9 protein-coding genes are annotated in these 12,489 nt (G+C 53.6%); 2 read left to right on the forward strand and 7 right to left on the reverse strand.

All coding sequences use genetic code 11. The annotated features are described in order from the left end of the window. Positions 1 to 42 precede the first annotated feature (42 nt). The gene (argC, locus tag V4U84_RS03805; RefSeq protein WP_334072131.1) at positions 43 to 1,089 is read right to left on the reverse strand and encodes an N-acetyl-gamma-glutamyl-phosphate reductase; all 1,047 of its coding nucleotides are present in this window, start codon (positions 1,087 to 1,089) and stop codon (positions 43 to 45) included. A 232-nt stretch (positions 1,090 to 1,321) separates the two neighbouring features. Here argC and V4U84_RS03810 point away from each other — a divergent pair, with 232 nt between their 5' ends. Both V4U84_RS03810 and V4U84_RS03815 read left to right on the forward strand, forming a co-directional pair. Continuing rightward, complete coding sequence (locus tag V4U84_RS03810) at positions 1,322 to 2,338, forward strand: hypothetical protein (RefSeq protein WP_334076789.1); 1,017 nt, start codon at positions 1,322 to 1,324, stop codon at positions 2,336 to 2,338. Positions 2,339 to 2,364: 26 nt separating this feature from the next. Continuing rightward, positions 2,365 to 3,885: a zinc ribbon domain-containing protein gene (locus V4U84_RS03815; protein ID WP_334072133.1), complete on the forward strand. Its 1,521-nt coding sequence runs from the start codon at positions 2,365 to 2,367 to the stop codon at positions 3,883 to 3,885. 594 nt (positions 3,886 to 4,479) lie between these two features. Here the strand turns inward: V4U84_RS03815 and V4U84_RS03820 are convergent. From V4U84_RS03820 to V4U84_RS03845, 6 genes are all read right to left on the reverse strand, one after another. Beyond that, positions 4,480 to 5,373, reverse strand: coding sequence for a YitT family protein (locus V4U84_RS03820; protein ID WP_334072134.1), 894 nt, complete (start codon positions 5,371 to 5,373; stop codon positions 4,480 to 4,482). Positions 5,374 to 5,521: 148 nt separating this feature from the next. After that, a protein-coding gene (prfB, locus tag V4U84_RS03825) for a peptide chain release factor 2 (RefSeq protein ID WP_334072135.1) occupies positions 5,522 to 6,635 on the reverse strand; the annotation gives its coding sequence in 2 pieces (ribosomal slippage) (positions 5,522 to 6,562 and positions 6,564 to 6,635; 1,113 coding nt in all). Between the two features lie 110 nt (positions 6,636 to 6,745). Next, entirely contained in the window at positions 6,746 to 9,253 is a 2,508-nt protein-coding gene (gene secA / locus V4U84_RS03830) for a preprotein translocase subunit SecA (protein ID WP_334072136.1), read from the reverse strand. 276 nt (positions 9,254 to 9,529) lie between these two features. Beyond that, on the reverse strand, positions 9,530 to 10,081 hold the full coding sequence (gene hpf / locus V4U84_RS03835; protein ID WP_334072137.1) for a ribosome hibernation-promoting factor, HPF/YfiA family: 552 nt from the start codon (positions 10,079 to 10,081) through the stop codon (positions 9,530 to 9,532). A gap of 130 nt (positions 10,082 to 10,211) precedes the next feature. Then, positions 10,212 to 10,775: a VanZ family protein gene (locus V4U84_RS03840; protein ID WP_334072138.1), complete on the reverse strand. Its 564-nt coding sequence runs from the start codon at positions 10,773 to 10,775 to the stop codon at positions 10,212 to 10,214. A gap of 137 nt (positions 10,776 to 10,912) precedes the next feature. Beyond that, entirely contained in the window at positions 10,913 to 12,007 is a 1,095-nt protein-coding gene (locus V4U84_RS03845; protein WP_334072139.1) for a glycosyltransferase family 4 protein, read from the reverse strand. Positions 12,008 to 12,489 lie beyond the last annotated feature (482 nt).

Genomic DNA, 12,489 nt, shown 5'->3' on the forward strand with positions numbered 1-12,489 from the left:
TTGGCACCTTATCTTTTTATTTGGAATGGCCCATAGAACGATTTACGGATACACCGGACTCAATTGAAGGCCCAGCACTTCGTCCCAGCCCATCATCAGGTTCAGGTTCTGGATCGCCTGCCCGGCGGCTCCCTTGACGACATTATCGATCACCGAAATGATCGTCAGACGCCCGGTTCGCGGGTCGACGGCAAAGCCGATATCGCAATAATTGGACCCGAACACTTCTTTGGTCGCCGGCCATTTCCCGGACTCTCTGATGCGGACGAACGGCCGTCCTTCGTAATATTGGCGGTATAGTTCCACGAGGTTTTCCTCGGTATAGTTTCCTTTTAAACTGGTGTACATCGTACTCATGATGCCCCGCGTCATCGGCGTCAGATGGGTGGTGAACGTCACGGTCACCGCTTCGCCGGCCGCCTCCGACAGGCATTGTTCAATTTCCGGGATATGCTGATGCTTGTTGACTTTGTAAACCTTCAGGTTCTCATTGATTTCCGCGTAATGCGTCGTCAGGCTGGTGCCCCGGCCCGCGCCGGAAACGCCCGATTTGGCGTCGATAATGATCGATGCGGGATCGATCCATCCCTCACGCAGCACCGGAATCAGGCCCAAAAGCGTGGCCGTCGGATAACAGCCGGGATTGGAAATCAAGCCGGCCCCCTTGACCTGGGCTCCGTTGATCTCGGACAGGCCGTAGACCGCTTTTTCGAGCAGCTCCGCTTTCGGCGCTTCATGCTTATACCACGTCTCGTATACCGCGCCATCCTTGATCCGGAAGTCGCCCGACAGATCGATTACCTTGAGCCCGGCGTCCAACAGCTGCGGAACCAGTTTCCCGCTGACGCCGGAAGGAGTGGCGGTGAACACCACGTCGGCTTTTTCGGCGATTTCCCGCGGATCGACCCCGTCCAACGGCCGGGTTACGATGTCCGACAGATGCGGAAACCCTTCCGTGATCGGTGCTCCCGCACTGGATGCGGAAATGACCGAGGCAATCTCCACCTGCGGATGTCCCAATAAAAAACGAATCAGCTCCACACCGCCATACCCCGTGGAACCGACAATGGCAACTTTGACTTTCTCCATGCTCACCTTCTGCCTCTCTTTCTCCTCTCAAGGACGCTTGGTATTTAAGAATCGGGCCCCTTCATTCGTAAGTACGTATTATTATACATTCATATTAATATATATACAACGGGAAATTTTCGCGGCATATCAGTCTCTTTCATATTCTTTTCCATTTTATGGTTTGTATTCTTCCCGTCATACTACTATTCTGGAGTTATGTGCCTTATTTCTTGAGGAGGTTGAAATACATATGATTTGTATGCAATGTGGTCAAATTTATGAAAAGGGAAGATTCTGCGTCAAATGCGGAAGTCCCTTGACAGAGGAGTCCGGTCCGTCCAACCCGAGCCAGTCGGCGGCGACCTCGGAAACCGGGGACATTGTCACCTTTACGTTCCCGTCGAATTCGAATTCCGCTGCCCCCGGCTTGGACAACCCTGCCCGGGTACCGGGAACGGCTGCTCCAACAGAACCGGCATCCCATGCCCACACGAACCCAACGCCTGACGGGAGCCCAACCATCCATGGGAACCCTGTAACCAACGCGAACCCGGCATCCCAAGCAAGGCCGGCTTCCGGCGTGCAGCAGGCTGCCTCATCCGGATCAACGGATATTCCCGAGCTGCCGTCGATGGCGAAAAGCTGGGAGCAAGTGAAAAAAAGTCAGGTCGTCCAGCAGGGAACGGTAATCAGCAAGCAGTATTTCGCCTATTATTTGAAGGCGTTGATGAACCCGTTCGGCACGGCCGCCACTTTGGACAAGTCGCATTTTACCAATGGGATCATTACGATGGTACTCACCTCGCTATTGCTCCCGCTCGCGTTTTACCTTACGAGCCTGCGGAACCCGTTTTTTCATCTGCCGTTTATCGGCGGCGTCATCAAGCCGTTTATTTTAATCCTGATCGCCCTGCTTCTGGCCAGCGCGATCGCGTTTGGACTCATCCGGTTGGCCCGTGTGGCCAGCGACTACAGGTCCGTGACCACCAAGCTGGGGACGTTGCTCGTACCGGCAACCGCCGCCTTGGCGCTATGTAATCTCAGCATTATCCTGCAGTTCAGTCCAAACGTTTCGCTCTTCTTTTTCTCGCTTGCCCTGACGTTCATTTTCACAGCGATCATTGCGGTCGTTATTGGCAGCCGGAAGGAATCGGGCGGCGGATTGGACCCACTGTACGGCGCCGTCATCGCCAGCATCGCGTTCGGCTATATTCTCTTCAAATTTGCCGATTTCGGGATTGACGCTTTAATGGGCGGCCTTCTATAACGGAGATTTGGGAGGGAAAACAATCTATGGTGAACTACTGTAGCGAATGTGGTGTAAAGCTTGCTCCGGGCTCGCGATTTTGCCCCGAATGCGGCACTGTGGTGGAAGATCCGGATCTGGCACCGACGGTTCCTGCCGCCGAGTCCGCCGCTGCGCAGGAAATGATGCCGATTGAAGCTCTCGCTTCCGAAGCGCCCGGGATTTCCGGAACGGAGGCTCCGATCCAGCGGAAAAAGAGAGCGGCCTCGGCCATGTCCTGGATCAAACGCCATAAATGGGTCACCCTTAGCGTTCTGGTCTTTGTCGTTATACTCGGCGGCTTGTATGCCGCCGGGGCCTATTTGACCGATGGCAACCGGGTCGTATCCCGTTTTGAACAAGCCATCAAAAAGGGCGACGCCGCTGCGCTCGCCTCCCTCCTCCAGCCGGAGGACAAGGCTCTGACCATCAATAAAGATACCGTTATCCCGCTGCTGAATTACTTGAAAAAAGACGAGTTCAGCCGCACTGCCCTGGTCCAAAGGCTGCGTGATCAAGCGGCGAAAGCCAAAAAGGCCGAGGGCGAATTTACCGATTCGGAGGAATCTGACAGCAACATCGTTCAGGTGAAGAAGTCGGGGAAAAAACTGTGGCTCTTCGATAATTACACGTTGGTTGTGGCGCCCATTTATCCCTATGTCGAAACAACCTTTGAGGGAACCAAAATATCGGTCGACGGGAAAGAAATGATGACTTCAGACGAAGATTACCTCGGCGAGAAAATCGGGCCGCTGATCCCCGGAACGCATGAGATACTTGCGGAATACGAAGGCAAGTTTGCCGCGATCGAAAAGAAAGAGACCGTCACCTTCGGCGATGCTCTCCGCTATTATGACGTCAACCTGGATTTGGAGGGCAGCTACATCACCGTGGTGTCCGATGAGCAGGATGCCGCTATTTTTATCGATGACAAGGATACTGGACTCACCACCGGTAATTTCAAGGAGATCGGCCCGCTCCTGCTGGACGGCAGCAGTGAGGTGTATATACAGAAAGAATATCCGTGGGGCCTGATCCGGAGCGAGAAACTCCCCATCCGGGATTCCTACATCCGGATAGGGCTCGAACCGGAAAATGATGCGTTCCGGCAAACCGTTCAGGCGGCCGCAAAGACGTTTTTTCAAGAGATGGTAACGGCCATGAACACGCAGGACACCTCTAAGGCGGCTCATCTGTCGGAACCGGTCAAACAGGCGATTCATTCGCTGATTCAGGAATTGAAAGCGGAGAAGGCGGTTTACAGTGCAAAGGTGAAGAAAATCGCGTTCGACTTGGACAGCATTAAGCTGTCGGGCTGGGACGGGGAGTATAAAGCGACGGTCAACATGAAGGTGGATTTGAGCGAGTCGGTTCATCCTTCAGCCGACCCTTCAACCAAGAAGACCGAAGATACCAGTATTCAGCAAACGCTTGAACTTACCTATTTGGAGGACGGTCAGTGGATCGTAACCAACTTCTACGACTCCTATAACTTTAATGATGCGAATACGGAGGAAGTCTTGCTGTAATTTATAAAAAAAAGTGCGGGTTAAAAAGGAAAATCCCTTTAACCCGCACTGAGGTTGCATCAAACCCGGTGCCGAATCCAAACACAGGCCCTTATTCACCTGGCCGGCTTGTCAGCCGGGAGCGCGCGCCCATTTCGTGAACCGAAATTCCTGCAAATCTGCAGGAATTTTCGTCGTTTGGAGACCGAATTAAAAAATTCCTGCAAATCTGCAGTTTTTTTCGTCAGAAAAGTATCCATATCCCCGATCTTCCAAAAATTCCCGCACTATCGCATCTTTCCGCTTGATGACTTGCAAATGCCGTGAAATTCCTGCACTATTGCATCTTTTTGCTAATTTTGGCGGTCCGGCAGCTACGGCATTTGCGGCAGTCCGGCGTCTGGCAGCTTTTGCAACAGTCCGGCTTTTGCGGCGGTCCGGCGTCTGGCAGCTTTTGCAACAGTCCGGCCTTTTGCGGCGGTCCGGTGTCTGGCAGCTTGCTGCAGTCCGGCTTTTGCGGCAATCCGGTTGCTGCAGCATTCCGGCTTCTACGGCAGCCCGCCAGCCTTTGCTTGCAGGTCGGCCCACTGGGCTAGGGCCCCGCCTCACAGCTTCCTATGCCTGCTCCGAGCGCTTGAAACCCTTGCCCAACACTTCGTGGGCGTTGGTAATGATGACAAAAGCGGAGGGCTCCAGCTTCTGGACGAGCGTCTTAAGCCGCGTGACTTCGCTCTGGCCGACGACGACCATCAACACGGTCCGGTCATCCCCCGTATAGCCGCCACGGGCGTTCAGCTTCGTCAACCCCCGGTCCAGCTCAGAGAGAACCGCTTGGGCGATAGCCTCGGTATTTTCCGCGATAATATACGCCACTTTCGTGTAATTGAAGCCCAATTCGATGGAATCGATGATTTTGCCGGTGATGTAAAGGCCGATCAATGCGTACAGCGCCTTTTCCGGAGAAAGAACAAACCCGGCCAGGGCGATCACCGTCCCGTCCATCAGGACGACGCAGACCGACAGGCTGAGTCCGCTGTATTTTTGAATGATTTGAGCCAGGGTGGATAGCCCGCCTGTCGAACCGCGGCCCCGGAACACGATCCCGAGTCCCAGACCGACGCCGATTCCCCCGTAGAGAGAAGCCAGCAGCGGGTCGGTGGTCGGAACGGGAAAAACCCGGGTCATTAACACGAACAACGGCAGAATCACCGTGCCGAGCAGGGAGCGGATCGCGTAATTGCGCCCCAGCAGCAGGAAGCCCGCGATAAAAAGCGGAATGTTCAAAGCCCACTGCGTATAAGCGGGCTCGATGCCGAACAGCGACTGGGCGATAACCGACAAACCGGACACCCCGCCGGAAGCGATATGGTTCGGCACGAGAAACAGGTTAAAAGCGAGCGCGGTAATGAACGAACCGACGATAATCATCAGGGTATCCATCGTATGCCTCACCGGGCCGGTAACGGGAATGTATTCATTGAATCTGCGTTTGCGGGTTTTTGGCGGCACCCCTGCCCCTCCTCACTCATCCAAAAAAATTCCTACACCCCGGAGGCGGCCCGGCCGGAGGGAACAGCGGGAATTCCGCTTGTCTCCGGCATAAAGGCTTTCTCTTAGTGTAGGACTGTCGACACTTATCTTTAAATCATTCTCCGACTTAGTTGGCCTCAGTTTTGATCTGGCTCCGCAAATACCCGTCGATAAACGCGTCCAGATCGCCGTCCATGACGGCTCCGACATTCCCGGTTTCCACGGAAGTCCGATGGTCCTTAACCATGCTGTACGGATGAAAAACATAGGAACGGATCTGGCTGCCCCACGCGATATCGGATTGCTCGCCGCGAATCTCGTCCAGTTCCTTCTGCTGCTCTTCCAGCTTGCGCTCGTACAGCTTGGAACGGAGCATCGTCATCGCACGCTCCCGGTTCTTGATCTGCGAACGCTCGTTCTGGCACGTCACCACGATACCGGTCGGCAAGTGGGTAATCCGCACGGCCGAGTCGGTCGTGTTGATGTGCTGACCGCCGGCGCCGCTGGCCCGGTACGTATCGATCTTCAGATCCTCCGTGCGGATCTCGATTTCGACGTCGTCCGTAATTTCCGGCACGACGTCGCAGGAGACGAACGAAGTATGTCTGCGGCCGGAGGAGTCGAACGGCGAAATGCGGACGAGCCGGTGCACGCCTTTTTCCGCCTTCAAGTAGCCGTAAGCATTATACCCCTTGATCAGCAGGGTAACGCTCTTAATTCCGGCTTCATCACCGGGAAGGTAATCGAGCGTTTCTACTTTGAAGCCGCGTTTTTCCGCCCAACGGGTATACATCCGCAGCAGCATTTGGCCCCAATCCTGGGATTCGGTGCCGCCGGCGCCCGGATGGAGCTCCAGGATGGCGTTCATTTTGTCGTACGGCTGGCTGAGCAGCAGTTGAAGCTCGAACTCCTCCAGCTTCTTGAGCAGCGACGCGACCGAGGCGGCGATTTCTTCCGCGAGCGACTCGTCGCCTTCTTCTTCGGCCAGTTCCGCCATCATTTCGGCATCGTCATACTCTTGCTGCAGGGCGCTGTATTGGTCGACGGAAGACTTGACGGCGTTCAGCTCGGCAATAACGCTCTGCGCCTTGTCGTTGTCGTCCCAGAAGTCGGGGGCGGCCATCTTTTCCTCAAAGTTCGCGATCATTTCCTGTTTGAGGTCTAAGTCAAAGAGACCCCCTAAGATTGGATAATTTCTTGGCTATTTCACGCATGTCCTGTTTCACGTTAGCATCGATCATGCTGAGATTCCACCTTTCGTCATCACATAATATGCAAGCAGAAACGGGGATGCCATCCGACGGACGGCCCCCCGCTTTATTCTTAAACTACCCGAGCCCATTCCGGCTGCTTAAGCGTTTTGTCCGTGGCAGTGTTTGTACTTCTTGCCGCTGCCGCAAGGGCAAAGATCGTTGCGCCCGATCTGCTCTCCGCGCTGTACCGGACGCTTCTCGGCCGGCTCGCCGCTGGTGGAGATTTTGTCCTCGTCCACGACCGCCTGACGCTCCTGGTTGCTTTCCACTTGCGCCTTCATGATGTACGTGGCCACTTCCTCCTGGATGCTGGCGACCATCTGGTTGAACATCTCGTAGCCTTCGAACTGGTATTCGCGAAGCGGATCCGTACCGCCGTAGGCACGAAGATGAATCCCTTGACGCAGCTGATCCATGGCGTCGATATGGTCCATCCATTTACTGTCGACCGAACGGAGGGCGATGACCTTCTCGAATTCGCGAACCATTTCCGATCCGAGCGCTTCTTCGCGGACATCGTATTTCTTCATGACACGTTCAAAAATGAACTCGATCATTTCCTCCTGTTCTTTCCCCCATAGATCATCCTTCGTCAGGGCGCCTTCTTCAAGCAGCTTGCTGTTCACATAATCTGCAACCTCTTGCAGCTCCCAGTTCTCCGGAATTTCATCCGCCGTGTGCGCCTGGACAACGCGCTCAATGACCGGCTTGATCATATCGATGATCAGCGGCTTGATGTTCTCCGATTCCAGCAGCTCGCGGCGTTGTTTGTAGATGATCTCCCGCTGTTGGTTCATTACGTCGTCATACTGCAATACGACTTTACGCACATCGAAGTTGTTGCCTTCCACCCGTTTCTGGGCGGATTCGATCGCGCGCGTAATCATTTTGCTTTCGATCGGCTGATCCTCTTCAAAACCCAGGCGGTCCATCATGTTCAACACGTTGTCGGCCCCGAACCGCTTCATCAGTTCATCGCCGAGGGACAGGTAGAACTGGGTCGACCCCGGGTCGCCCTGACGGCCTGCCCGGCCGCGCAGCTGGTTGTCGATCCGGCGGGATTCATGCCGCTCGGTCCCGATAATGTGCAGCCCGCCCAAATCGGCCACGCCTTCGCCCAGCAGGATGTCCGTACCGCGGCCCGCCATGTTGGTAGCGATGGTCACGGCACCCGGCTCACCGGCGCGGGAAATGATCTCGGCCTCTTCGGCATGGTACTTCGCGTTCAGGACTTTATGCTTGACGCCTTTACGCTTCAGCATTTCCGCGACGCGTTCGGAGTTCTCGATCGAGACCGTACCGACCAGCACCGGCTGATTGTTCTTGTGCCGGTTGACGATTTCGTCGACCACGGCTTTGAACTTGCCGTCCTCGCTCTTGTATACCACGTCCGGCAAGTCCTGACGGCGGTTCGGCCGGTTCGTCGGCACCTGCAATACTTCCAGGCCGTAGATTTTCTTGAATTCTTCTTCCTCGGTTTTCGCCGTACCGGTCATCCCGGCCAGCTTGCGGTACATCCGGAAGTAGTTCTGGAACGTGATCGTGGCCAGCGTCATGCTTTCGTTCTGAACATCGATGCCTTCCTTCGCTTCGATCGCCTGATGCAGACCGTCGCTGTATCGGCGGCCCTGCATAATGCGTCCCGTAAATTCGTCGACGATCAGCACTTCATCTTCGGTGACTACGTAGTCTACGTCGCGGCGCATAATGACGTTGGCTTTAAGCGCCTGTACCACGTGGTGGTTCAGTGTAATATGGTTGGGATCATACAGGTTGTCGATGCCGAACGCTTTCTCGGCTTTGGCCACCCCTTTTTCGGTCAGGGCTACGGCTTTCACCTTAATATCCACGGTATAGTCTTCTTCAGGCTCCAGGCGTTTCACAAAACGGTCCGCCGCATAGTACAACTCGGTCGATTTCTGGGCTTGTCCCGAAATGATCAGCGGCGTCCGCGCTTCATCGATAAGAATGGAATCGACTTCGTCAATAATACAGAAATAGAGCGGGCGTTGTACCATCTGTTCTTTGTACAGCACCATATTGTCGCGAAGGTAGTCAAACCCGAATTCGTTATTCGTTCCGTACGTGATATCACAGGCATAGGCTTCCTGTTTCTCGTGATGTTCCATCCCGTTCAGGTTTACCCCGACGGTCATGCCGAGGAAGTTATAAATTTGCCCCATTTGCTGGCTGTCCCGCTGCGCCAAATAATCGTTGACGGTGACGACATGGACGCCTTGACCCAGGAGCGCATTCAAATAAACCGGCAGGGTCCCGACCAGGGTTTTACCTTCACCGGTTTTCATTTCGGAAATTCTTCCTTCGTGCAAGGCCATCCCGCCGATCATTTGCACATCAAAATGGCGCATGCCCAGCGTTCTCTTCGAAGCTTCTCTCACTGTGGCAAAAGCTTCCGGCAGGAGCTCATCCAGCGTTTCGCCCTTTTCGATCCGTTCCCGGAACTCAGTCGTCTTCGCTTTCAGTTGCTCATCCGAAAGGGCTTCAAATTGCGGTTCCAATGTATTGATATAATCTACCGTTTTCATAAGACGTTTGACGTCACGTTCGTTCGTGTCGCCAAATATCTTCTTCATAATTCCCAGCATGGTTTACCCCTTTCACGCAAAAACAGATGATTTGCCTAAATTGTAACAGTTTGTAGAGCGTGCCGCAACAAGCGGCGTCACGGCAAAAAAACCGTCAAACCCTCTTCTATACGAATAAAGAGCCCTATCCGCAGGCGGATAAAGGCTCGTTCCTTTGACTCCAATTGAAAGAATTACCACTGACATTCAAACAATCGTCATGTTTGGATACGCTATAATGGCTGTTTAACCCGTTATTCAGATAGGTTGAAGGCTTAAAGCCGACATTCCGTATTGTTAGGCCTTCTCGATCAACCCGTATTTCCCATCGTTTCGTTTGTATACTACGTTGATTTCCTGAGTATCGATATTGGAGAAAACAAAGAAGTTATGACCCACCATGTTCATCTGCAAAATCGCCTCTTCCACGTCCATCGGTTTAAAATTAAACCGCTTGGTGCGGACCAGTTCCAGCTCCTCGTCGCTTTCTTCCATCGTGGCTACGGTATCGCTGCCATTCTCGACGAACAGCGTCTTCAAGCTGCCTTCCTGGCGGAATTTGCGGTTAATCTTGGTCTTGTGCTTGCGGATCTGCCGTTCCAGCTTGTCCGCAACGGCATCGATCGATGCGTACATGTCATCGCTGCGGTCCTCGGCGCGAAGCACAGCTCCGGTGAGAGGAATTGTAACCTCCACCACGTGCAAACCTCGTACGACACTCAAGGTGACGTTACCATCGGAGATAGGGGGTGCATCAAAGTACTTGTCAAGCCGGCTGAGCTTCTTGTCCACGTATTCTCTCAAGGCCTCAGTCACTTCAATTTGCTGTCCACGAATACTGTAATTCATTGGGCACTCCTCCTTTGCTTTGCACCTTCATTATAGCATAGATGTAAGCCCAAAGTAAAAAATGTTAACAGAGGGTAAATTGCTTTCTAAGTCACTTCCCCATCCTATCTCGCGATCAATACGATCACGCTTAACGCGATTCGGAGGCCCTTCCCGGGCCTCCTTCTTTCCTTTCTTTTTCCGGCGTCCTCTTCCATCGCTCTTGCGCCAGCTTCCGCCCCGTTCTCCATCGCCAAAACAGAATCAAGACCAGCGCGCCGCAGATGGCCCCTGCCGTATCCAGCAAGACATCCTGGACCATTGGGGTGCGATCCGGGGTAAAAGCCTGGTGCACCTCGTCGGAGCAAGCATAGAGGAAGGAGATGAACACAGCCAGAGTAAAGTCTCGCCCCCTCCGCCCGGAATTCAGCGCATAGAGGACGAACATCCCCAATAGTCCGTAGATGGAGAAATGGGCAGCCTTACGGATAAAAAACTCGATAAATCCCCCGATCCCCAAACTCTGTATACTCACTTCATGCCCCGCATAGGTAAACGAGAAGCCGCTTAGACGGTCCTTTACGGAGTGTTGTGTAATGCTTTTTTCAATGTCGGTTTTAAGACTCTGCTGCTGATAGGACTGCGATGAAAACACGAAAAGCAGCATCATGATCATCACGGCCGGAATCCATTTGTAAAATTTGCGGAATTGCACGTCGGGTCACCTCGTAAATACGGCCATACCTCGGCCGGTGTCTATACTTCTAATAGCAGCCGATTGTAATTTGTTTTAGAACTGCTATCTCCATTATAGACGAGCAAAGAAAGACAAAGCCAGGCGGGCTTACCGATTCAAAATATTGACCCTATTTCCTCTATATAAGTATTGATTATGACGCTCCGGTCATATTCCTTGACCATCTTGGCCCGCCCCGCGATTCCCATATACTCCTTCTCCGCATAGGGCAATTCAATGAACCGGTGGATTGCATCCATTAAACTGTTCGCGTTTTTGGCTTCAAAACCGAGCCCGCTGATCCCTTCGTCGAACGTTTCCCGGCACCCCGTCACCCGGGAGGCCAATACAGGCCGGCAAGTGGACGCCGCTTCAAGCAGGACATTGGAGGCGCCTTCGTGATAAGACGGCAAGATCACCGCGTGCGCATTTTTGATGTATGAGCGGACATCCCTCTGTTCGCCGTGGTATTTAATAATCCCGTAATTTTCGTATTCCGCCAGCTTTCTACCGAAATGCTTCTCCTCCATGCCGCCCACGAGATGAAATCGTACGTCGGGATGCTGGCGCCTGATCCGCTTGGCCGCTTCCAGCAGCTCGCCGACCCCTTTCGCTTTCATGATTCTGCCGACGAACAGAAAGTGGGTAAGTCCGTCGGGAGGATACGCCTCGCCCCCGTGCTCCTCCAGGTTGACCCCCGAACCGGGCAGCAGCCGGGTTTTCGAACGGACAATCCCTTTGCTTAAGAAGTACTGCCGGTTCGGTTCATTTTGAAAGAACACGCAGGAAGCATTTTTCAAACCCGCCTTATAAAGCTTTAGCAGGATCTCTTGCAGGAACCCCTTGTTTTCCAAAAAGGCGACTCCCCCCGTGATGTTGGCCAAATAAGATGTGTTCGTCATCCGACAGGCGAGCCCGCCGTAAATATTCGGCTTCATGGAATAAGTCAGCACGGCGTCCGGTCTCAAGCTGCGGATCGTGCGGATATAAAAGCGCAATAGCCCCCCATCCCTTAAAGGATTGGCTTCTCGGCGGTCGATGCGCGTATTGATAAACTTGCAGCCCAGTTCTATCAAACGGGCGGTGTACTCGTCTTCAGGAAGCGAAATGTGCACTTCATAGTTCTCGGCTATGAGCTTTTGCAGCAGTTCTTTTCTGAACCGATACAAGCCCATGCCGGAATCAGCCAATACCAAAATTTTTCTGGCCACCCCTTTAACCTCCTTGCCGGGACTCCCGTATGGGCCCCGCTCTCCGTGATATCTTTGACCACTGCCGCTCGGGCACTGTGCAAAACTGCGACGGAGCGATATGTTATAGATCACCCGTGCCTTCAGTACCTATCCAGGTTCCCTGCCCGAGGTGCTTATCAGGCCTAGGGATCGACTCGCCATCGTAGTTCCTTTCTGAAAAAAAGGATACTTCTTTAGGGGCGCTGAGTTCTGTAGTCTGGGCCACAATTTATGAGAATGGAACTTCCACTCGTCGAAAGTGGGTTATGTATGTGATGACCGACGATTGTCCGGAAGCGAGCCGTGCGTTTCTGATTTATCCGGTGCCTTGGATAACGTGCTTTGAATGGGATTCAGAGCGGTGGAGATTCTTCTGAAAGTTGGGGGATGGTGGTTGGTGGGGTGGAGCGTAACGCCGTGTTAGAGAGCTTCAGTACGGCCGCTGCGGAGCAAACAAATAA

Source organism: Paenibacillus sanfengchensis (genome assembly GCF_036864765.1).
GTDB classification, from domain to species: domain Bacteria; phylum Bacillota; class Bacilli; order Paenibacillales; family Paenibacillaceae; genus Fontibacillus; species Fontibacillus sanfengchensis.